This is a genomic window from Mycolicibacterium aichiense (assembly GCF_010726245.1).
Taxonomy (GTDB): domain Bacteria; phylum Actinomycetota; class Actinomycetes; order Mycobacteriales; family Mycobacteriaceae; genus Mycobacterium; species Mycobacterium aichiense.
This window is the reverse complement of record NZ_AP022561.1, coordinates 3373000-3394885: the sequence shown is the minus strand read 5'-3', so window position 1 is coordinate 3394885 and position 21886 is coordinate 3373000. Positions and strand designations below refer to the sequence as shown.

Sequence of the window (21886 nt, the reverse complement as noted above, 5' to 3'; positions counted from 1 at the left end):
GTGATCGGGAGGCTCCATGTGGTACTGGCTGTTCAAGTACATCTTCATGGGCCCGTTGCTGTCCCTGTTAGGTAGGCCGAAAGTCGAAGGGCTGGAACATGTTCCAACCAACGGCCCGGCGATCCTGGCAAGCAATCACCTGGCGGTGGCGGACAGTTTCTACCTCCCGCTGGTGGTCCGGCGGCGGATCACCTTCCTGGCCAAGTCCGAGTACTTCACCGGCACCGGGATCAAGGGCTGGTTCACCCGGTGGTTCTACACGGTGGCCGGCCAGGTCCCGATCGACCGCACCGACGCCGACGCCGCACAGGCTGCGCTGACCACCGCCGAGCGACTGCTGTCGCAGGGCAAGCTGATGGGGATGTATCCCGAGGGCACCCGCTCGCCGGACGGGCGGCTGTACAAGGGCAAGACCGGACTGGCTCGGCTCGCGCTCGAGACGCAGGTCCCGGTGATTCCGGTCGCGATGATCGGAACCGACGTCGTGAACCCGCCGGGATCCAAGATGTGGCGGTTCGGCCGGGTGACGGTGCGCTTCGGCAAGCCGATGGACTTCTCCCGGTTCGACGGACTGGCGGGAAACCGGTTCATCGAGCGGGCTGTCATCGACGAGGTCATGTACGAGCTGATGGAACTCTCCGGTCAGGAGTACGTCGACATATACGCCGCGACGTTGAAGAACAGCGAGGAACCCGCGGACCCTAAGCAGGGTGGACCAGGTCAGCCACCGGCGCGGTTCCCGGAGTCCGCCGCAGGTTAGCGACCGGTGTGGTCACCGTCAGCCCCGCGACGACGATCATTGCCAAGGCCCACCACACGTAGGACATCCCGAGCAGCTGGCGCCACCACGACGCCGACTCCTCGTGGTGCTGGGGCAGCAACTCCAGCGGAATCCACACCATCAACGCCACGCCGACGGCGGTGACCACGCCGAGCGCGATGTTGCGCCGCCGATAGGCGGCCACCGCGGCGGTGATCACGGTCGGCAACGCCCAGACCCAGTGGTGTGACCAGGACACCGGCGAGACCATCAGCCCGAACAGGGCCACGCACATCAACGCCAGCGTCGATTCATCTCCCGACTTCCCGCCATCCGCGGGGGCAGCGGCCAGCACCCGCCGGACCGCCCAGATGGTCAGGCCAAGGACGGCAAAGCAGGCCAGCGTCCACAGGATGAAGTGGGTGCCCTTGTCCAGGCCGAGGCGGGCCAGCGCGCCCGCGATGTTCTGGTTGGTGTTCAGCGCCGCGCTACCGATCCGGTCGGTGTGGCGGATCGTGGTGGTCCAGTACTCCAGCGAATCGCGCCAGGCCAGCGCGCAGCCCAGCAGGCTGGCCGCGACGAACGTGCCGGCCGCGGTCAGCGCGGCGCGACCGTCGCGCCGCAGCAGGAAGTACAGCAGGAAGACCGCCGGGGTCAGCTTCAGCGCGATCGCCAGCCCGAGCAGCATCCCGCGCGGCCAGGGAGTGCGGCGCGGGACGCAATCGGCGATCACCAGCGTCATCAGCACCACGTTGATCTGGCCGAATGCGAAGTTGGCGTCGATGGGTTCCAGATACATCACCGCCAGCGCCACGATGCCCGCCGACAACCAGGCCCGGCGCAGCCAGGCCGGCTCCCGGGTCAGCGTCGAGGCCGGCCACACCGCCAGGCGGGTCAACACGATCCAGGTGGACACCAGCACCAGGACCAGGGTGATGGCGGTGATGATCACACTCGCCGCCGACAGCGACACCCAGGCGAACGGGCTGAACACGATGGCCGCCAGCGGGGGATAGGTGAACGGCAGCCCCAGCCCGATCGTGGTGCGGAACGTCGCATCACCGGAGTACAGGGACTGGCCGTGCAGCCAGGCCTGGCCGCCCATCCGGTAGACCTCGATGTCGATCCGGTAGGGGATATGCCCGAACAGCAGCCAGCCGGCGTAGACCAGGAGCGCGACGATCGCGACCTGCGCCACCCGCCACCCGGCGACCGCCCAGGGCCGTGCCGAACTGCCCACGTCGCTACTCATGTCGCAAACCAGACTATCTCCGGCGCCGCGACGCGCCGGGGGATATCCCGGCCGTGCCGGGCCCATCGGCGCGCGTCGGCGCGTATCTTCACGTCCCGTGCCCTTCCACCTGCAGTTCGACGTCGTCGCCCCCGGGCGCGTGCCGTTGATGTGGTGTCTGATCGCGTTCATCCTCACGTTCTTCGTGACCCGCACGATCGTCCGCTACATCCGGCACAACGCCGGCAACGACGCTCCCCGCAAATGGTGGCAGCCGCGCAACATCTCCGGCCACGGCGGCCTGCACATCCACCACGCCGTGTTCGGCATCATCTTGGTGATGATCTCCGGGGTCGCGATGGTAACCATGGCCACCGAGGGTGGAACCGGCGAGTTCACTGCTGCTGCAATCGTTTTCGGTATCGGTGCGGCACTGGTCCTCGACGAGTTCGCGCTCATCCTGCATCTGGAGGACGTCTACTGGGCCGAGGACGGCCGCGCCTCGGTGGACGCGGTGTTCGCCGCGATCGCCGTGGCAGGCCTGCTGATCATGGGTTTCAACCCGCTGTCGTTCTTCGACATCGGGATCTGGCGCGCCGACGATTCGGTCGGTGCGCGCACGCTGGTCGTGGTGCTCGCCGCGCTGACGCTCGCACTGGCGGTGGTGGTGCTGCTCAAGGGCAAGGTGTGGACCGGCCTGATCGGGATGTTCATCACGCCGCTGCTGTTCATCGGAGCGATCCGGCTGTCCCGGCCGCACGCGCCGTGGGCGCGGTGGCACTACCAGGACAAGCCCCGCAAGATGCACAAGGCCCTGGAGCGGGAACGCTACATGCGCCGCCCCGTCGTGCAGGCCAAGCTGTGGTTGCAGCACATCATCGCCGGTGAGCCGAGCTTCCCGGCCGATGCCGAGGTCGACGCCGAGCTCGACAAGGAGATTCACGCCGCGCCCGCGCCGGCACACCGGGCCGAGACGAAGGGATAGGGTGCGGCCGGTGCGGTTCTTCTACGACACGGAGTTCATCGACAACGGTCGGATCATCGACCTGATCTCGATCGGCGTCGTCGCCGAAGACGGACGCGAGTTCTACGCGATCTCCACCGAGTTCGACCCCGACTCCGCGGGCCGGTGGGTGCGCACCAACGTGCTGCCCAAGCTGCCCAGCCCGTCGTCGCAGCTGTGGCGCTCGCGCCGCCAGATCCGGGAGGGCCTGGAGGAGTTCCTCGGCATCGACGGCGACGAGCCGATCGAACTGTGGGCCTGGGTGGCCGCCTACGACCACGTCGCGCTCTGTCAGTTGTGGGGGCCGATGACCAGCCTGCCGCCCCAGATCCCGCGGTTCACCCGCGAGCTGCGCCAGTTCTGGGAGGACCGCGGCAGCCCGCGGATGCCACCGCGACCGCACGACACCCACGACGCCCTGGTCGACGCCCGCCACAACCGGCGCCGGTATGTGCTGATGACCACCGGCATCGACCTGGGTGTGACGCCGGTCAGCCGGTAAAAGGGGATGCGCGGCCCGGTTACCATGGACGGGTGAATTGGACCGTTGACGTACCGATCGAGCAGTTGCCGTCGCTCCCGCCGCTCCCGGCTGACCTGCGCGGACGGCTCGACGCGGCGCTGTCGAAGACGGCGTTGCAGCAGCCCAGCTGGGATCCCGAGCAGGCCGCCGCGATGCGTACCGTCCTCGAGAGCGTGCCGCCGGTCACCGTGCCGTCGGAGATCGAGAAGCTGAAGTCGCAGCTGGCCGATGTGGCCCTGGGCAAGGCGTTTCTGCTGCAGGGCGGCGACTGCGCCGAGACCTTCGTCGACAACACCGAGCCGCACATCCGCGCCAACATCCGCACCTTGCTGCAGATGGCCGTCGTGCTCACCTACGGCGCGAGCATGCCGGTGGTCAAGGTGGCCCGGATCGCGGGCCAGTACGCCAAGCCGCGTTCCTCGGACACCGACGCGTTGGGGCTCAAGTCCTACCGCGGTGACATGGTCAACGGTTTCGCCCCCGACGCCGCGGTGCGCCAGCACGATCCGTCGCGGCTGGTCCGCGCCTACGCCAACGCCAGCGCCGCGATGAACCTGGTGCGGGCGCTGACGTCGTCGGGCTTGGCATCGCTGCACGCGGTGCACGACTGGAACCGCGAGTTCGTCCGGACCTCGCCGGCGGGTGCCCGCTACGAGACGCTGGCCGGCGAGATCGATCGTGGCCTGCGCTTCATGACGGCCTGCGGTGTCAACGACCGCAACCTGGACACCGCCGAGATCTACGCCAGCCACGAGGCGCTGGTGCTGGACTACGAGCGCGCCATGCTGCGGATGGATGCCGACGCGGTCGGTGGCCCGAAGCTGTACGACCTGTCCGCGCACTACGTCTGGATCGGCGAGCGCACCCGTCAGCTCGACGGCGCCCACGTGGCCTTCGCCGAGGTGATCGCCAACCCCATCGGTGTCAAGATCGGCCCGACCACCTCACCGGAACTGGCGGTGGAGTACGTCGAGCGGCTCGACCCGAACAACGAGCCCGGCCGTCTCACGCTGGTCAGCCGGATGGGTAACGGCAAGGTGCGCGATGTGCTACCCGCGATCATCGAGAAGGTGCAGGCGTCGGGCCATCACGTGATCTGGCAGTGCGACCCGATGCACGGCAACACCCATGAGTCCTCGACCGGCTACAAGACGCGGCACTTCGACCGCATCGTCGACGAGGTGCAGGGCTTCTTCGAGGTGCACCGGGCGCTGGGCACCCATCCCGGCGGCATCCACGTCGAGATCACCGGCGAGAACGTCACCGAATGCCTCGGCGGCGCGCAGGACATCTCCGACACGGATCTGGCCGGCCGCTACGAGACGGCGTGCGATCCGCGACTGAACACCCAGCAGTCACTGGAGCTGGCGTTCCTGGTCGCGGAGATGCTGCGCGACTAGCCGATCAGGCCTTGAAGGTTGGTCCCCAGGGCCCAACCGGCCGCGGCCATACCGCCGGTCAGCAGCAGCACGATCAGGGTCCAGAACATCAGCGCCCGACGGGCGCGCTGCCGTTCCCAGATGAATTCACCGATGTCGATACCGGCGAATTGGCTTGCCAGTTCCGAATTTTCGTCGTCCTCGGCGGCGGGCTGCCAGTCCTGCGGGTCACGAATGAGCTGGCGGGTGGGATTCTTGACGGCCGGTGGCGGCGGCAGCGGCGGCGCGGTGTGCGCGAGCGCCGCCTGCGGGGCCGGGTGGAAGTCGACGGTGGGCCGGCTGTGAAAAGCGGTGGCCGCGGCGTGCTGAGCGGAGTTCTTCGGTGCAGGCACCCGGAACTTCGGCAGCGCCAATTCCACGGCGATCGCGTCCAGGTCTTCGGCCATCTCCGCCGCGTCGGCGAACCGCTCGTCGGGGTTGCGGGCGGTGGCGTGCGCGATGAACTCGTCGAACTGGGGCGGCACCCCGCTGATCGCCGCGCTGGGCGGCGGCACGTCGTGGTCCATCCGCTGGTATGCGACAGTCAGCGGATTGTCTCCGGTGAACGGCGTTGCGCCGGTGATCAATTCGTAGGCCAGGACGCCGACGGCGTAGACGTCGCTGCGTGCGTCGGCCGCTCCGGTACTCACCTGCTCGGGGGACAAGTAGGCCGCGGTGCCCAGAATCACGCTGGTCGAGGTGATCCCGGCTTCGGCCACCGCGCGAACCAACCCGAAGTCGACCAGCTTGACCTCGCCGTCATCGGAGATCAGCACGTTCTCGGGTTTGACGTCGCGGTGCACCAATCCGGCGCGATGCGCGGTGGCCAGTCCGCCGAGCACCGGGCGCAGCACCGCCGCCGCCGCGTGCGGGGGCATCGGCCCGCGCTCGCGCAGCAACTCGCGCAGCGTGCCGCCCTCGATCAGCTCCATCACCAGGAAGGGGTGGCTGCCGTCGAGACCCTGGTCGTAAACCGCGACCAACCCCGGGTCCTTCAGCCGGGCCACCGCGCGGGCCTCCCGCTGGAAGCGGGTCAGGAACTGGCTGTCGCCCGCGTACCGCGCGTCCATCACCTTCAGCGCGACCGGCCGGTCCAGGCGCACGTCGAGACCGCGATACACGGTGGACATGCCGCCGGTGGCGATCTTGGCGTCGACGCGGTACCGGTCTTCCAGCAACACGCCGTTGAGGGGGTCCGACGTCACCGACACATGGTATGCCGAGGCCGAACAGTTCTAGACTGGGCCGGTGAGCAGCATTCCCGCCGGCGAAGACGTGCTGGATCCCGACGAGCCCGTCTACGATCTGTCGGCGGTCGCCGACTTATTGCACATCCCGGTGACCAAGGTGCATCAGCAGTTACGTGAAGGCCATCTTGTCGCGGTGAAACGCGGCGGGGTCCCGATGATCCCGAAGGCCTTCCTCAACGCCGAGGGTGAGGTGGTCAAAAGCCTGCCCGGCCTGCTGGCGGTACTGCGCGACGGCGGCTACCGCGACACCGAGATCCTGCGCTGGCTGTTCACCGCCGACCCGTCACTGACCATCACCCGAGACGGATCGCGTGAAACCGTCAGCAACGCTCGCCCGGTTGATGCGCTGCACGCTCATCAGGCTCGTGAGGTGGTTCGCCGCGCCCAGGCGATGGCGTACTGACCTTCAGCGAATACCAGGCTGCCAGAGCACACGCGGTGGCCAGCAGCACATGGATCCACGAGTACATCCCGTGTGAACCGTCCGGTTTGAAGATCACCATGATCCACGTCGAGAACCCGGCGATCAGGGCGATCGCGGTGCGGGACTGCGCCAACGCCGACAGCACCGCGAGCGGCCAGGTGTAGTACCACGGCAGCGCTGCCGGGACGAAGAGCACGACCACCAGCATGGCCCACGCGATGCCGGTCAGCGCCTCGCGGTCGTCGTGCCGAAACCGCCACCACAGCAGCGGAAGTGACACCGCGATGATGACGATTCCGGCGATGCGGGTGGCGTCGAGAACGGCGTAGAAGTTGACCGGCATGAACAGTCCGCCGATCGCGTTGGTGAGGTTCGCGACCGCCGTCGGGATGGTCAGCCAGTTGATGATCTTCACCGAACCGGCCAGCGCGGTGAGCCAGCCCAGACCCACCCCGGCCACCCACGACAGCACCGCGAACACCGCGACGAAGATCGCCACCGACGCCGCCGATGCCGTTGCGAAAGCTCTTGGCGCGCTGTACTTATTCCGGTCCCGCAGATGCCGCATCCACACCCACACCATGAACGGCAACGCCAGCACCGCGGTGGCCTTGACCGCGACGGCGATCGCGATCAGCGCCGCCCCGGCAGCGTGATGGCGGGCGAACGTCAGCGCGATGCCGGCCATCATCAGCCCGACCATCAGCATCTCGTTGTGCACGCCGCCCATCAGGTGAATGATCACCAGCGGGTTGAGCGCGCAAATCCACAGCGCCACCGCGCCGTTCGCGCCGATGTGACGGGCCACCCGGGGCGCCGCCCAGATCAGCAGCGCCAGACCGGGGAGCATGCACAGTCGCAACAGCATCGTGCCGGCCACCACATGGTCCCCGACGACGGTGGTGACGAATCGGGCGACCAGGATGAACGCCGGACCGTAAGGAGCGGTGGTGGTCGTCCAGATCGGACTCACGTTGTCCAGCAACGAGTTCTGGTTCTCCACCGGTCCGACGGCGTACGGGTCGAGACCGTCGCGCAGCAGTGCGCCCTGCGCCAGATACGAATAGGTGTCCCGGCTGAACAGCGGCACGCTCAGCAGCAGTGGCGCCAGCCAGAACCCGGCGGTCGCGATCATCGCGAACTCGCTGACCTCGTTGTCCGGATCGACAACTCTGCGGCCCACCCACAGCCACGCCACAAGCATGAGTACGACGCCCACCCACAGCAGCACCGACGACACCACCAGGCCGTGGCCGAATCGCAACCAGGACAGGTGCATCGACTCCAGAAGCGGGTCATGCTGGCGGGTGCTGCCCGCGCCGAGCCCGCCGAGGGTGAGCAGGATCGCGCCGAGGAAACCGAGCAATGCCGGGCGGCCCTCGTCGGCGGCGGTGAACGCCGCCAGGCGCGCGAGGCCGCCCCGGCTGGTCGGTGTGGTGGGTGAGGGTGAGGTGGCGGACATGGGCCTAGGCGGACCGGTTGGCGGCCAATCTGGCGAGTTCGGTCAGACCAGCCTTGGCGGGTGCGTTGATCGGCGCGCTCTCCAGCAGGGTCAGCGCCCGATTGGTCAGCAGTTCGATGCGGTCTTCGACCGCGGCCAGCGCACCCACCGACTCGATCACGTCACAGAGTTGGCGCACGTCGGCGTCGGACAGCTCGGTACCGATCCCGGCACGCAGCCGGTCCGCGGCGGCCGAATCCGACTCGGTGGCCCGCTGCACGGCCTCGGCGAGCAGCACGGTGCGCTTGCCGGACCGCAGGTCGTCGCCGGACGGTTTACCGGTGACGGCGGGATCGCCGAACACGCCGAGAACATCGTCGCGCAGCTGGAACGCCACACCGAGGTCGGTGCCGAGTTCGTAGAAGATCTGCTGGACATCAGGCCGGTCGGCGGCGGCCGCGGCGCCGAACTGCAGCGGTCGCGAGATCGTGTACGACGCGGTCTTGTACGTGTTGACGTTCATCGCCGACTCGATGGACTCGGCACCGCTGGATTCGGCGACGATGTCGAGATATTGGCCGCCGAGCACCTCGGTGCGGATGTCCGACCACACCCGCCGGACGCGCCGCCGGCCGTCGTCGTCCAGATCCGCTGCGGCGATGATGTCGTCGGCCCACACCAGTGACAGGTCACCCAGCAGGATCGCGGCCGAGCGGCCGAATTGCTCGCAGGAGCCCCGCCAGCCGCTGCTGCGGTGCACGTCGGTGAAGTGGACGTGGACCGTCGGCCAGCCGCGTCGCGTCGCCGAATCGTCGATGACATCGTCGTGCACCAGCGCGCAGGCATGCAGTAGCTCCAGCGCGGAGAACAACCGCAGCGCATTGTCATCGACCGGCAGGTCGGGGTCGGCGGTGACGGCGCGGTAGCCCCAGTAGGCGAAGGCGGGCCGCACCCGTTTGCCGCCGCGCAACACGAAGTCCTCGAGGGCACCGATCAGCCCGTCGTAGTCGGTGCCGATATAGGCGGCCTCGGCGCGGCGGCCGGCCAGGTACTTCCGAAGTTGATCGGTGACGGCGCCGGCCAGCTGGACGGCAGACGGAGCTGCTTCGACGCTCAGCGCAGCGCCCCTTTCTGTGTACGACCGCACCTGGGAGATCCGGGTGCAACCAGACTAGAACGTCGGCTAGTTGTCGGCCTGATCGGAGTTGGCGAATCGCGGGGAACGGTCCCTGCTGACCCAGGCCAGGCTGCCGATGACGCCGCTCACGACCAGCGCGCCGAGCCCGAGCCAGAGCGCTGCGCCGGTGAAGGACCTGGTACTGGGGTCGGTGGCGCGGGCCTGGGCACTCATCGTCGACACCACACCAGGCTTGAGCTTCCACTCGACGACGTCGGTGTCGAGGCGGTCGCCGTTGGTCGAGGTCACCTCGCCGGGGAAGGAAACCGTCAGCGAAACGTCAGCGTCGGTGTCGGTGACGCTGGTGAGGTCGACGCGGCCTTCGAGGATCACCAGATTGCCTGCCCGGCGCAGCGAGATGTCCACCCCGGCGGCCTCGCGGTTGAGGTTGGCCAGCTGTGGCACCTCGGAGAAGCTGAGGTTGGAGAACACCGCCTCGGAGCCGACGAAGTCGTCGGATTCGTACTTCGACACCGAGATCTTCTGGCTGAACGGCACATTGAGGTCGAACTGCGGCCCCTGGTCGTCCGAGTCACGGGCTTTGGCGGCGGCGATGATCTGACCGGAGACCTGGTCGTCCGGGGACACCGTGATCGAGGCGTGGACTCGCACACAGCCGACCGCCAAGGGGGCGACGATGAGCAGCAACAACGCCAGGGCGCGTAAGCGCAGGCGGCGGGATCGGTCGCGCACGTGGGTATCGTGCCAGATCCGCGCTACAGCGGGAGGCTACGACCCAGAATCGCGAACGCCCGCGGATCACCTGCGAAGTGGTAGCCGCGGATCACGTCGGTGAAGCCGAGTCGGCGATAGAGCCGCCAGGCGCGGTTGGCCTCGCCGACGATCTCCGGGGTCGACAGCAGTACGTGGGACTCGCCCCGGTCGGCCAGCAGCCGCCGGGCCAGCGCCTCACCCAGTCCGCGACCTTGGGCGCTCGGGTGGATGTGAAGCTCGGTCAGCTCGAAGTAGCTGCTGGTCAGCCGGCCGATCTCCTCGGCGGGCACGCCGATGCGGTGCAGCCCGGCCACCACCTGCTGCTGCCACCACTGGTCGGGCGCGCCGCAGTAGCCATAGGCGATACCGAGCAGGGGAGCGGCCGACAGTTGCGCGGCGCCGGGCTCCGCGGCGGGTGCGGTGTCGGCTTCCACGGCTGCGACGGCTTTCCACCCCTGCCTGCGGGTGTGCTCGAGCCACATCGCCGCCCGCTGGCCCTCGGTGCCGCGCGGGTAGCGCATGGCGTCGACGTACACGCTCAGAGCGTCGTGAAGACGCTGCGCCATGTCGGTGGGCGACAGATCGATGAGGAAAGTCGCCAACGCCACGATGCCTTTCTGTCGGTCGATGGATCCGGGGTGCATGGCCATTATCGGTGCACTCGCGGCCCGGCTCTGCCGGTGCTGTGGTGACCAGGCCCTTACGCGGTGATGGCGAGGACAGAACAACGCCTGGACACAGCTACAATCGGGTGGACCAACTAGGTGGTACGCCGCACATCTAGCTCGTATCATTTGGTTAGTCGCCCCGTAGATTGCTGGGCAGCCAAGTTTTATCGGAATCGTGACCGGCCGTGTCGGCAAGGAGGGACGAATGCCACTCTCCGATCATGAGCAGCGCATGCTCGATCAGATCGAGAGCGCTCTCTATGCCGAGGACCCCAAGTTCGCCTCGAGTGTGCGGGGCGGAACTCTGCGGGCCCCCTCCACGCGCAGACGGCTGCAGGGCGCCGGCCTGTTCGTGATCGGTCTGGCGATGCTGGTTGCCGGGGTTGCGTTCAAGGCCACGATGATCGGAAGCTTCCCGATCCTGTCGGTGATCGGCTTCGTGGTGATGTTCGGCGGCGTGGTCTTCGCGATCACCGGCCCGCGCGTCGCAGGCGGCCGGGATCGCTCGGGCCCGCCGTCGTCCGGTTCGCGTCAGCGCCGGCCCAAGGGTGGCGGCGGATCATTCACCAGCCGCATGGAGGATCGCTTCCGGCGTCGTTTCGACGAGTGACGGTCAGCGTCTCCAACACGGGGTAGCCACGTCGGCTGCCCCGTTTTTGTTTGCCTGGACCCCGATCCGGCCGTTCGCCCTCCGCGATACCGACACCAGGGCTGTTGATCCGCCATCGGAGTGACCGTGGTGTCGATCTCGACGCGCGCCGATAACCCCCACTTCGCCCCACCGGCCGTTGAGCTGCGCTTTTGTGGGCCGAGTCGACGGCCGAAGTGCCCGGGTCGGGGGGTAGGTGGCAGAGAGTGGTGGATAGGGAGGAAAAACCGGCCATTATGTGGAGCAAAGTGGGGGATTGTGGGGTATTGTGGCGGTTATCGGAGCGACGGCTCCGGGGGCGTGAGGGCAAGGAGATGTGCACAGCATGTTTCTCGGCACGTACACGCCCAAGCTCGACGACAAAGGGCGGCTGACATTGCCCGCCAAGTTCCGCGACGCACTGGCAGGAGGGTTGATGGTGACCAAAAGCCAAGATCACAGCCTTGCCGTCTACCCGCGGGCGGAATTCGAACAGCTGGCCCGGCGGGCTTCGCAGACCTCGCGCAGCAATCCGGAGGCACGTGCGTTCCTGCGCAACCTGGCGGCCGGCACCGACGAACAGCACCCCGACTCCCAAGGCCGGATCACGCTGTCAGTGGACCACCGGCGCTACGCCAACCTGTCCAAGGAATGCGTAGTGATCGGCGCCGTCGACTTCCTCGAGATCTGGGACGCCCAAGCCTGGCAGGAATACCAGGAGACCCACGAAGAGAACTTCTCCGCGGCCAGCGATGAAGCACTCAGCGACATCATCTGAGCTGGCCGCCCAGCCGGAGGTAGCCCGTGCATCGTGGTCTCTGCCCGAACCGACCCTGACGTACTTCCCCAACGCCAGGTTCACCTGTTCGGACAGGGACCTCGATGCAGGGGTCCGCTCGGCCCCAACTGGTGCGGCGCACCGCGATCTACCCGGAGGTCCCGTCGTGGTTGACGAATCCGACCCCGAATCAGGGCACGGGCACATCCCCGTCCTGCTGGATCGGTGCGTCGAGATCCTCGGCCCGGCGCTGACCGGTCCGGATGCGATCCTCGTCGACGCGACCCTGGGTGCCGGCGGCCACTCCGAGCGCTTCCTGACCGAATTTCCCGCGCTGCGCCTGATCGGGCTGGACCGTGACCCAGGCGCCCTGGCCGGTGCCCGAGAGCGGTTGGCCCCGTTCGCCGATCGGATCACCCTGGTCCACACCCGCTACGACGGGATCGCCGATGCCCTTGCCGAAGCCGGCCGGGAGGCGACCGAATCCATCGACGGTGTGCTGTTCGACCTCGGTGTCTCCTCGATGCAGCTCGACCAGGCCGAGCGCGGATTCGCCTACTCCAAGAACGCGCCCCTGGACATGCGGATGGACACCGACGCCCCGCTGACCGCCGCGGAAATCCTCAACACCTACGGCCGTGCCGAACTGACCGACATCCTGCGCCGCTTCGGCGAGGAGAAGTTCGCCCATCGCATCGCGGGGCTGATCGTGGAACGTCGCCAGCAGGCGCCGCTGACCACCACCGGCGAACTCGTCGAGATCATCTACAAGGGCATCCCGGCCCCGGCACGCCGCACCGGGGGGCACCCCGCGAAGCGGACCTTCCAGGCCTTGCGGATCGCGGTCAATGCCGAGCTGGACTCGCTGACGGCGGCCCTGCCCGCGGCGCTGGCCGCGCTGCGCCCCGGCGGCCGGATCGCAGTGATGTCCTACCAGTCGCTGGAGGACCGGATCGTCAAGACGACCTTCGCCGCGGCAACCGCCTCCCGGTCGCCGGCCGGCCTGCCCGTCGAATTGCCCGGCTATGAGCCGGAATTCAGCGCGATCACCCGCGGCGCCGAACGCGCCGACGCTGCGGAGATCGAACGGAATCCACGCAGTGCGCCGGTTCGGCTACGGGCACTGCAACGCGTGATGTCGGCCAACCGGGGACGGGGAGGAAACAGCTGATGAAGGTGGGGCGTAAGCCAGCCGGCCCGGCGGATCACGCAGGGGTCAAACGGGACGGGGCCAAGCGGGACAAGAGCGAACCGACCAAGTCGGCCAGGAAGAAGGCAGGCGCAGGCGCGGCCACCGCGCGTCGCCGCGGCACCGAGGTGCCGGCACGGGGTGGACGCGCATCGGCCCGCCGGCCGCACGAACCGCGTGCACTGCGGCAGCGGCCGCAGACCGCGCCGGTCGCCCGGCCTGCCGAACGCCCAACCCGGGCCAAGAACGTCAGTCAAGCCAAGGCGCGCGCGAAGGCACGGAAGGCGAAGGCCCCCAAGGTCATTCGGCCGCCACTGCGCGACCGGCTGATCGCCCGGCTGGCCGACATCGACCTGCGTCCGCACACGCTGGTCGCCAAGGTTCCGTTCGTGGTGCTGGTGATCGGGGCACTGGGCCTCGGGCTGGCCGTCACGCTGTGGCTGTCCACCGACGCCGCTCAGCGGTCCTACCAGTTGGGTACCGCCAGATCCACCAATGAGGCGCTGTCGCAGCAGAAGGAAGCCCTCGAACGCGACGTGCTGGAGGCGGAGTCCGCGCCCGCACTGGCCGAGTCCGCGCGCAATCTGGGCATGATCCCGTCGAAGGACACCGCGCATCTGGTGCAGGATCCGACCGGCAACTGGACCGTGGTGGGCAAGCCGAAGCCGGCCGAAGGTGTCCCGCCGCCGCCGTTGAACAGCAAGCTGCCCGACGACAAGCCGCTACCGCCCGCCGCACCCGTGCCGCCACCGGCGGCCGCGCCGAAGCCGGGAAGTTCCCCCGAGGTTCCGGTGCGTGTCGCAACCACTCCGCTCGGTGGGCTGCCGTTGAATGGTGCGATGCCCTTCGGCGTTCCCTTGGCCACCTTGCCCGGCACGGTTCTGGCGCCCGGTGCTGTTCCGGTACCCGGTATTGGCGCACTTCCCCCCGCCGCGGCGCAGGCGCCGCTGCCCGGCACGCTGGCGGTGCCGGCTCAGGCGCCCGCGCCTGCGGCCGCACCGGCGCCGGGCCTCGTGCTGGCACCCGTGCCGGCGCCGGCTGATGCCGCACCGGCGGCAGTCGCACCGCCCGCGGCCGCACCGCCCGCAGTCGCGCCTGAGGCCCCGGTTGCGCCCCCGGTCGATCCGCCTGTTGTACCCGCCGGAGCCGGTCAGTGAGTCGCCGGGACTCCACACGGCAGCGCACCTCGTCGGCCAAGGCTCAACCGGATACCGGCCCCGGCCGTCCGGCAAAATCGCGCCGCACCCGTGAGATCGTCGAAAGCGGCTCCCGCACTGCATCATTCGTATTCCGCCATCGCGCGGGCAACATCGTCATCTTCCTCGCCCTCGGCGTGGCCGCCACCCAGTTGTTCAACCTGCAGGTGCCTCAGGCCAACGGGCTGCGTGCCGAGGCCGCCAGCCAGCTCAAGGTGACCGATGTCGAGAAGGCGGTTCGCGGCAGCATCGTCGACCGCAATTTCGACAAGCTGGCCTTCACGATCGAAGCCAGGGCACTGACCTTCCAGCCCGTCAAGATCCGCAAGCAGCTCACCGAGGCCAAGGAGAAGTCGCCGGCCGCGCCGGATCCCGACAAGCGGCTGACCCAGATCGCCACCGAGGTCGCAGGCAAGCTGGGCAACAAGCCCGATGCGGCCACCCTGCTCAAGAAGCTGCGCAGCAACGAGACGTTCGTCTATCTGGCCCGCGCGGTCGATCCGGCGATCGCCGATGCCATCATCAAGAAGTTCCCCGAGATCGGCGCCGAACGCCAGGACCTGCGCCAGTATCCCGGTGGCGCCTTGGCGGCCAACATCGTCGGCGGCATCGACTGGGACGGCCACGGACTGCTCGGCCTCGAAGACTCGATGGACGGCAAGCTGTCCGGCACCGACGGTTCGATCACCTACGACCGGGGCTCCGACGGTGTCGTCATCCCCGGCAGCTATCGCAACAAGCACGACGCCGTCAACGGCTCCACCGTCCAGCTGACCCTCGACGACGACATCCAGTTCTACGTCCAGCAGCAGGTCCAGATGGCCAAGGACGCCTCCGGCGCCAAAGACGTCTCGGCGGTGGTGCTGGACGCGAAAACCGGTGAAGTGCTGGCGATGTCGAACGACAACACCTTCGATCCCAGCCAGGACATCGGCAGGCAGCAGGACAAGCAGCTGGGCAACCTGCCCGTCACCTCGCCGTACGAGCCGGGATCGGTGAACAAGATCGTCACCGCCTCCTCGGTGATCGAGTACGGGCTGTCCAACCCCGACGAGGTGCTGCAGGTACCCGGCTCGATCAACATGGGTGGCGTCACCGTCGGCGACGCGTGGAGCCACGGCGTGATGCCCTACACCACCACCGGCGTGTTCGGGAAGTCGTCGAACGTCGGCACCCTGATGCTCGCGCAGCGGATCGGGCCGGAGCGCTACTACGACATGCTCGGAAAGTTCGGTCTGGGGCAGCGCACCAATGTGGGTCTGCCGGGTGAGAGTTCGGGCCTGGTGCCGCCGATCGACCAGTGGTCGGGCAGCACGTTCTCCAATCTGCCCATCGGGCAGGGCCTTTCGATGACCTTGCTGCAGATGACCGGGATGTACCAGGCGATCGCCAACGACGGCCTGCGTATTCCGCCGCGGATCGTCAAGGCCACGGTCGCCGCGGACGGCACCCGCACCGAGGAGCCGCAACCCGCAGGCATCCGCGTCGTCTCGCCGGAGACCGCCCGCACGGTGCGCAACATGTTCCGCGCGATCGTCCAGCGCGACCCGATGGGCTACCAGCAGGGCACCGGCGCACCGGCCGCTGTCGACGGCTATCAGATCGCAGGCAAGACGGGAACCGCCCAGCAGATCAACCCGGCGTGCGGCTGCTACTACAGCGACGTCTACTGGATCACCTTCGCAGGCATGGCGCCCGCCGACGACCCTCGCTACGTCATCGGCATCATGATGAACAACCCGCAGCGCAATCCGGACGGTTCACCGGGTCACTCGGCTGCGCCGCTGTTCCACAACATCGCGGCCTGGCTGCTGCAGCGCCAGAACGTCCCGCTCTCGGCGGATCCCGGCGCGCCGTTGATCCTTCAGGCCACATAACCGGCTCACCGTGCCGGCTGGGTAGGGTGAGCACCCAATGACCAACGCCCTGCGGCCCCGCGCCACGCCGGCGCTGACCTTGCCGACGCTGGCCGCCCGCGTCGGCGCGGTTCCGGCTTCCGGCGGTACGACACCCGATGTCCGGATCACCGGAATCACCCTGCGCGGCCAGGACACGGTGGCCGGTGACCTGTTCGCCGCGCTGCCCGGCTCCTCGGCCCACGGCGCGCAATTCACCGCGGCCGCGGTCGACGGCGGCGCCGTCGCGGTGCTCACCGACGCCGAAGGTGTCGCCGTCATCCACCGCCTGCTCGGCGAACCCGCACCCATCCCGGTCCTGCTGCATCCGCAGCCCCGGGCGGTGCTGGGGGAACTGGCCGCCGCGGTCTACGGCCACCCGTCCGACCGCGTTGTGGTCGTCGGCGTCACCGGAACCTCCGGCAAGACCACCACTACCCACCTCATCGAGGCGGGCCTGCGATCGGCCGACCGCGTACCGGGGCTCATCGGCACTGTCGGTGTCCGGATCGCCGGGGATGACGTGCCCAGCGCATTGACCACCCCGGAAGCCCCGGCGCTGCAGGCGCTGCTGGCCGTGATGGCCGAGAAGGGCGTCGACACCGCCGTGATGGAAGTCTCCAGCCACGCCCTCGAACTCGGCCGTACCGACGGCATCCGGTTCGCCGTCGGCGGTTTCACCAACCTGTCCCGCGACCACCTCGACTTCCATCCCACGATGGCCGCCTACTTCGAAGCGAAGGCGCGGTTGTTCGACCCGGCCTCACCGGCCCACGCCGCGATGTCGGTGATCTGTGTCGACGACGACGCCGGCCGCGACATGGCCCGCCGGGCCGACGATTCGGTGACCGTGTCCGCCGACGGGCACCCGGCGGATTGGCGGGCCGAGGACATCACGGTGCTCGACGGCGGCGCCCAGGAGTTCACCGCCGTTGACCCCGCCGGGGTGCATCACCGGCTGCGGATCCGCCTGCCCGGGCGCTACAACGTCGCCAACGCGCTGCTGGCGCTGGCGATGCTCGACGCGATCGGGGTGTCACCCGAGCAGGCCGCGCCGGGGTTGCGTGCTGCGGCTGTGCCCGGCCGGCTGGAGCCGATCGACCGCGGGCAGGACTTCCTGGCAGTCGTCGACTACGCCCACAAGCCTGGCGCGCTGCAGGCGGTGCTGGAGACCCTCAAGCCCGCGCAGGGCCGGCTGGCGGTGGTCTTCGGCGCCGGCGGCGACCGCGATCCCGGCAAGCGGGAACCGATGGGCCGCATCGCTTCCGGGCTCGCCGACCTGGTGATCGTCACCGACGACAACCCTCGCAATGAGGACCCCGCGACGATTCGGGCCGCGATCATGGCCGGTGCCCGCGGTGCCGACGGCGCTGAAGTCATAGAGATCGGCGACCGGCGCGCGGCGATCCGGCATGCGGTGAGCTGGGCCCGCAGCGGTGACGTCGTGGTGATCGCAGGCAAAGGACACGAAAAGGGGCAGACCGCGGCCGGCCGGACCCGTCCCTTCGACGACCGCGCCGAACTCGCGGCCGCCCTCGACGCGCGGGGAGCGGGCACATGATCGCGATGTCCGTCGCCCGGATCGCGGAGATCGTCGGCGGCGAGCTCGCCGACATCAGCGTGGACGCGGCTGCCGAGCGGATCGTCAGCGGGACCGTCGAATTCGATTCACGCGCGGTCGGTCCGGGTGGGCTGTTCCTGGCATTACCGGGTGCCCGCAGCGACGGGCACGACTTCGCCGAGGCCGCCGCCGCCGCGGGTGCGGCCGCGGTGCTCGCGGCCCGGCCCGTGGGAGTACCCGCGATCGTGGTGCCACCTGCGGTGGCCGCCGACGCGGGAGCCGGGGTGCTCGAACACGACGTCGACGGCTCCGGCGCCGCCGTGCTGGCCGCGCTGTCGAAGCTGGCCGCGGCGGTCGCGGCCGAACTCGTCGCGGGCGGGCTGACGATCGTCGGGGTCACCGGGTCGTCGGGCAAGACGTCGACCAAGGATCTGATCGCCGCGGTGCTGGGCCCCTTGGGTGAGGTGGTCGCCCCGCCCGGCTCGTTCAACAACGAACTCGGTCTGCCCTGGACGGTGCTGCGGGCTACCGAGGACACCGACTACCTGGTCCTGGAGATGTCGGCCCGCCACCTCGGCAACATCGCCGCGCTCGCCGCGATCGCGCCGCCGTCGATCGCGGTGGTGCTCAACGTGGGCACCGCGCATCTCGGCGAGTTCGGCTCGCGTGAGGTCATCGCCGCCACGAAAGGTGAACTGGTAGAAGCAGTTCCGGCCTCGGGCGTGGCGATCCTGAACGCCGACGATCCGCTGGTGTCGGCGATGTCGACCCGGACCGCAGCCCGGGTGGTGCGGGTCGGGCAGTCCGAGGCGGCCGACATCCGCGCCGAGAACATCGAGCTCGACGACCTGGCCCAGCCGCGCTTCACTCTGCTGACCCCGGCCGGCTCCGCCGAGGTGCGGCTGGCCGTGCATGGCGAGCATCAGGTCGGCAACGCGCTGTCGGCGGCGGCGGTGGCGCTGGAATGTGGTGCGACTCCGGAGCAGGTGGCCGCCGCGCTGGCGACCGCGGGCCCGGCGTCGCGGCACCGGATGGAGGTGCACACCCGCGCAGACGGCGTCACCATCGTCAACGACGCCTACAACGCCAACCCCGACTCGATGAAGGCCGGGCTGCGGGCGCTGGCCGTGATGGCCCGCTCGGGCGAAACCCGCCGCAGTTGGGCGGTACTCGGCGAGATGGCCGAACTGGGGGATGAGTCGATAACCGAGCATGATCGTGTCGGCCGGCTGGCTGTGCGCTTAGATATCAGTCGACTCGTCGTCGTCGGAACCGGGAGGCCCATGAGCGCCATGCACCACGGGGCGGTCATGGAGGGATCCTGGGGTTCGGAATCCACCATGGTCGCCGATGCCGACGCCGCGCTGGCGTTGTTGCGGGCCGAACTGCAGCCCGGTGACGTCGTCCTGGTGAAAGCGTCGAATTCGGCAGGCCTCGGCTCGCTGGCCGAAGCACTGCTCGACGAGGGCGTGTCATGAGACTGATCCTGATCGCCGTCGCGATCGCGCTGGCGGTGTCGATCCTGCTGACCCCGGCGCTGATCAAGCTGTTCACCCGCCAGGGCTTCGGCCACGAGATCCGCGAGGACGGTCCGCCGAGCCACAAGACCAAGCGCGGCACCCCGTCGATGGGCGGCGTGGCGATCCTGGTCGGCATCTGGGCCGGGTACTTCGGCACCCACCTGGTCGGCCTCGCACTCGACGGTGACGGCCCGTCGGCATCCGGCCTGCTGGTACTCGGTCTGGCCACCGCGCTCGGTGCGGTCGGCTTCGTCGACGACCTGATCAAGATCCGCCGTTCCCGCAACCTCGGCCTGAACAAGACCGCCAAGACCGTCGGGCAGATCACCGCCGCCGTGCTGTTCGGCATCCTGGTGCTGCAGTTCCGGAACTCCGACGGACTCACGCCGGGCAGCCCCGAGCTGTCCTACGTGCGCGAGATCGCCACGGTCACGCTGAGCCCGCTGCTGTTCGTGCTGTTCGCCGTGGTGGTGGTCAGCGCCTGGTCCAACGCGGTGAACTTCACCGACGGACTCGACGGGCTGGCCGGCGGCAGCATGGCCATGGTCAGCGCCGCGTACGTGCTGATCACGTTCTGGCAGTACCGCAACGCCTGCGCGACCGCCCCCGGACTGGGCTGCTACAACGTGCGTGACCCGCTGGATCTGGCGCTGTTGGCGGCGGCCACCGCCGGGGCGTGCATCGGCTTCCTGTGGTGGAATGCCGCGCCGGCCAAGATCTTCATGGGCGACACCGGATCGCTGGCGCTGGGCGGGATGATCGCGGGCCTGTCGGTGACCAGCCGCACCGAGGTGCTCGCGGTCGTGCTCGGCGCGTTGTTCGTCGCCGAGGTCACCTCGGTGGTGGTGCAGATCCTGGCCTTCCGCACCACCGGGCGACGGGTGTTCCGGATGGCACCGTTCCACCACCACTTCGAGTTGGTCGGTTGGGCGGAGACGACGGTGATCATCCGGTTCTGGTTGCTCACGGCGATCGCCTGCGGCCTCGGTGTCGCGCTGTTCTACGGCGAGTGGCTGTCTGCCATCGGGGCCTGAGGTGCCCGGGCTCGAGCCGCTGACCTCGGGGGCGCAGGTGCTGGTGGCCGGCGCCCGGGTGACCGGCCGTGCGGTGGTGTCGGCTCTGGCGTCGCTGGACGTACACATCTGGGTGTGCGACGACAATGCCGAAGCATTGAAAGCGTTGGCCGACAACGGTGTTCATGCGATCACCCCGGCTGAGGCGGTGGTGTCGATCAGCGATTTCGCCCTGGTGGTGACCAGCCCGGGCTTCCCCCCGACCGCGCCGGTGCTGGCCGCGGCCGCCGGGGCCGGACTGCCGATCTGGGGTGACGTCGAGCTGGCCTGGCGCCTTGATGCCGCGGGCCACTACGGCCCGCCCCGGCGCTGGCTGGTGGTCACCGGCACCAACGGCAAGACCACCACGACCTCGATGCTGCACGCCATGCTGGTCGCCGACGGCCGCCGTGCGGTGTTGTGCGGCAACATCGGCGACCCGGTTCTCGACGTGTTGGGCGAGCCCGCGGACGTCCTGGCCGTGGAGTTGTCCAGCTTCCAGTTGTTCTGGGCGCCGTCGCTGCGCCCGGAGGCAGGCGCGGTGCTCAACGTCGCCGAAGACCACCTGGACTGGCACGGGTCGATGGCGGCCTACGCCGCCGCGAAGGCCCGGGTGCTCGACGGCCGCGTCGCGGTAGTCGGTCTCGATGATCCGGTCGCGAGCGGTCTGCTGCCCGGGGCGGCCGCATCCGTGAAGGTCGGGTTCCGGCTGGGGGAGCCGGACAGCGGGGAACTCGGCGTCCGCGACGGCATGCTCGTCGACCGCGCGTTCGCCGACGATCTGGAACTGGCCCCGGTCGAGTCGATCTCGGTGGCGGGCCCGGTCGGTGTCCTCGACGCGCTGGGCGCCGCGGCGCTGGCCCGCTCCGTCGGCGTCGCACCCGCCTCGATCGCCGACGCGCTGACCACCTTCCGGGTCGGGCGGCACCGCGCCGAGGAGGTGGGAGTCGTCGACGGGGTGGCCTACGTCGACGACTCCAAGGCCACCAACCCGCACGCCGCGCAGGCGTCGATCACCGCCTATCCGCGGGTGGTGTGGGTGGCCGGCGGCATGCTCAAGGGCGCGTCGGTCGACGACCTGGTCGCCCGGGTGGCGGACCGGTTGGCCGGTGCGGTGCTGATCGGCCATGACCGCGCGGTGGTTGCCGAGGCGTTATCGCGACACGCGCCCGATGTCCCCGTCATCGAGGTCGTGACGCGGGAGGATGCTGTGGTGCATGAGACCAATGAGTCAGGTGTTACTCATGAGACTCGAGTGGTCGACGCCTCCGCTCCGGGCCTGGGCGCCCGGGTGATGACCGAGGTCGTCGCCGCCGCCGCGAGCCTGGCCCACACCGGCGACACGGTGTTGCTTGCCCCCGCCGGCGCGTCGTTCGACCAGTTCGCCGGCTACGCCGACCGGGGCGACGCGTTCGCCGCCGCCGTGCGCGCCACGGCCCGGTAATCGCCGTGCCCACG

The 21886-nt window shown here is 69.0% G+C and carries 20 protein-coding genes; 14 read left to right on the top strand and 6 right to left on the bottom strand.

The window, feature by feature from the left end; all coding sequences use genetic code 11:
- The first annotated feature begins 16 nt into the window (after positions 1 to 16).
- Positions 17 to 760, top strand: a complete 744-nt coding sequence (locus tag G6N32_RS16490) for a lysophospholipid acyltransferase family protein (RefSeq protein ID WP_115320504.1) — start codon at positions 17 to 19, stop codon at positions 758 to 760.
- Here the strand turns inward: G6N32_RS16490 and G6N32_RS16485 are convergent.
- Positions 702 to 2012 (bottom strand): glycosyltransferase 87 family protein, encoded by a 1311-nt coding sequence (locus tag G6N32_RS16485; RefSeq protein ID WP_115320503.1) that lies wholly within the window; start codon positions 2010 to 2012, stop codon positions 702 to 704. The genes G6N32_RS16490 and G6N32_RS16485 overlap by 59 nt on opposite strands.
- Positions 2013 to 2160: 148 nt before the next feature.
- Here G6N32_RS16485 and G6N32_RS16480 point away from each other — a divergent pair, with 148 nt between their 5' ends.
- The 3 genes from G6N32_RS16480 to G6N32_RS16470 are packed head-to-tail and all read left to right on the top strand — an operon-like array spanning position 2161 to position 4917.
- Positions 2161 to 2976 carry a hypothetical protein gene (locus tag G6N32_RS16480; protein WP_232077789.1) on the top strand — a complete coding sequence of 272 codons (816 nt, stop codon included), beginning with the start codon at positions 2161 to 2163 and terminating at the stop codon, positions 2974 to 2976.
- 10 nt (positions 2977 to 2986) lie between these two features.
- Complete coding sequence (locus tag G6N32_RS16475; RefSeq protein WP_115321299.1) at positions 2987 to 3496, top strand: polyadenylate-specific 3'-exoribonuclease AS; 510 nt, start codon at positions 2987 to 2989, stop codon at positions 3494 to 3496.
- A 32-nt stretch (positions 3497 to 3528) separates the two neighbouring features.
- The gene (locus G6N32_RS16470) at positions 3529 to 4917 is read left to right on the top strand and encodes a class II 3-deoxy-7-phosphoheptulonate synthase (protein ID WP_115320501.1); all 1389 of its coding nucleotides are present in this window, start codon (positions 3529 to 3531) and stop codon (positions 4915 to 4917) included.
- Here G6N32_RS16470 and G6N32_RS16465 read toward each other — a convergent pair.
- Positions 4914 to 6146 carry a protein kinase domain-containing protein gene (locus tag G6N32_RS16465; RefSeq protein ID WP_115320500.1) on the bottom strand — a complete coding sequence of 411 codons (1233 nt, stop codon included), beginning with the start codon at positions 6144 to 6146 and terminating at the stop codon, positions 4914 to 4916. The genes G6N32_RS16470 and G6N32_RS16465 overlap by 4 nt on opposite strands.
- 37 nt (positions 6147 to 6183) lie before the next feature.
- Between G6N32_RS16465 and G6N32_RS16460 the strand changes: the two genes are divergently transcribed.
- Positions 6184 to 6588 carry an Rv2175c family DNA-binding protein gene (locus G6N32_RS16460; RefSeq protein ID WP_115320499.1) on the top strand — a complete coding sequence of 135 codons (405 nt, stop codon included), beginning with the start codon at positions 6184 to 6186 and terminating at the stop codon, positions 6586 to 6588.
- Here the strand turns inward: G6N32_RS16460 and G6N32_RS16455 are convergent.
- Genes G6N32_RS16455 through G6N32_RS16440 form a run of 4 tightly spaced genes read right to left on the bottom strand, consistent with a single transcriptional unit; the run spans position 6506 to position 10543 of the window.
- Complete coding sequence (locus G6N32_RS16455; protein ID WP_115320498.1) at positions 6506 to 8071, bottom strand: alpha-(1->6)-mannopyranosyltransferase A; 1566 nt, start codon at positions 8069 to 8071, stop codon at positions 6506 to 6508. The genes G6N32_RS16460 and G6N32_RS16455 overlap by 83 nt on opposite strands.
- A 4-nt stretch (positions 8072 to 8075) precedes the next feature.
- Positions 8076 to 9197 carry a bifunctional (2E,6E)-farnesyl/geranyl diphosphate synthase gene (gene idsA2, locus G6N32_RS16450; protein ID WP_232077141.1) on the bottom strand — a complete coding sequence of 374 codons (1122 nt, stop codon included), beginning with the start codon at positions 9195 to 9197 and terminating at the stop codon, positions 8076 to 8078.
- A gap of 36 nt (positions 9198 to 9233) precedes the next feature.
- Positions 9234 to 9920, bottom strand: a complete 687-nt coding sequence (locus G6N32_RS16445; RefSeq protein WP_170310599.1) for an LppM family (lipo)protein — start codon at positions 9918 to 9920, stop codon at positions 9234 to 9236.
- A 23-nt stretch (positions 9921 to 9943) separates the two neighbouring features.
- A complete protein-coding gene (locus G6N32_RS16440; RefSeq protein ID WP_163789568.1) occupies positions 9944 to 10543 on the bottom strand; it encodes a GNAT family N-acetyltransferase in 600 nt (199 codons plus the stop codon).
- Positions 10544 to 10814: 271 nt separating this feature from the next.
- Here G6N32_RS16440 and G6N32_RS16435 point away from each other — a divergent pair, with 271 nt between their 5' ends.
- From G6N32_RS16435 to murD, 9 genes are all read left to right on the top strand, one after another.
- Entirely contained in the window at positions 10815 to 11219 is a 405-nt protein-coding gene (locus G6N32_RS16435) for an SCO2097 family morphological protein (protein ID WP_083122832.1), read from the top strand.
- Between the two features lie 364 nt (positions 11220 to 11583).
- Positions 11584 to 12015 carry a division/cell wall cluster transcriptional repressor MraZ gene (mraZ, locus tag G6N32_RS16430; RefSeq protein WP_115321291.1) on the top strand — a complete coding sequence of 144 codons (432 nt, stop codon included), beginning with the start codon at positions 11584 to 11586 and terminating at the stop codon, positions 12013 to 12015.
- Positions 11990 to 13186: a 16S rRNA (cytosine(1402)-N(4))-methyltransferase RsmH gene (rsmH, locus tag G6N32_RS16425; protein WP_115320497.1), complete on the top strand. Its 1197-nt coding sequence runs from the start codon at positions 11990 to 11992 to the stop codon at positions 13184 to 13186. The genes mraZ and rsmH overlap by 26 nt, the downstream gene beginning before the upstream one ends.
- Positions 13186 to 14361 carry a cell division protein FtsL gene (gene ftsL / locus G6N32_RS16420; RefSeq protein WP_232077139.1) on the top strand — a complete coding sequence of 392 codons (1176 nt, stop codon included), beginning with the start codon at positions 13186 to 13188 and terminating at the stop codon, positions 14359 to 14361. Before rsmH ends, ftsL begins: the two co-directional genes overlap by 1 nt.
- Positions 14358 to 16277 (top strand): peptidoglycan D,D-transpeptidase FtsI family protein, encoded by a 1920-nt coding sequence (locus tag G6N32_RS16415; RefSeq protein ID WP_115320496.1) that lies wholly within the window; start codon positions 14358 to 14360, stop codon positions 16275 to 16277. The genes ftsL and G6N32_RS16415 overlap by 4 nt, the downstream gene beginning before the upstream one ends.
- Before the next feature lie 37 nt (positions 16278 to 16314).
- Positions 16315 to 17856, top strand: a complete 1542-nt coding sequence (locus G6N32_RS16410; RefSeq protein ID WP_115320495.1) for a UDP-N-acetylmuramoyl-L-alanyl-D-glutamate--2,6-diaminopimelate ligase — start codon at positions 16315 to 16317, stop codon at positions 17854 to 17856.
- On the top strand, positions 17853 to 19334 hold the full coding sequence (locus G6N32_RS16405) for a UDP-N-acetylmuramoyl-tripeptide--D-alanyl-D-alanine ligase (protein WP_115320494.1): 1482 nt from the start codon (positions 17853 to 17855) through the stop codon (positions 19332 to 19334). Before G6N32_RS16410 ends, G6N32_RS16405 begins: the two co-directional genes overlap by 4 nt.
- The gene (mraY, locus tag G6N32_RS16400) at positions 19331 to 20410 is read left to right on the top strand and encodes a phospho-N-acetylmuramoyl-pentapeptide-transferase (RefSeq protein WP_115320493.1); all 1080 of its coding nucleotides are present in this window, start codon (positions 19331 to 19333) and stop codon (positions 20408 to 20410) included. The genes G6N32_RS16405 and mraY overlap by 4 nt, the downstream gene beginning before the upstream one ends.
- Positions 20394 to 21872 carry a UDP-N-acetylmuramoyl-L-alanine--D-glutamate ligase gene (gene murD / locus G6N32_RS16395; RefSeq protein ID WP_115321289.1) on the top strand — a complete coding sequence of 493 codons (1479 nt, stop codon included), beginning with the start codon at positions 20394 to 20396 and terminating at the stop codon, positions 21870 to 21872. Before mraY ends, murD begins: the two co-directional genes overlap by 17 nt.
- Positions 21873 to 21886: the final 14 nt, after the last annotated feature.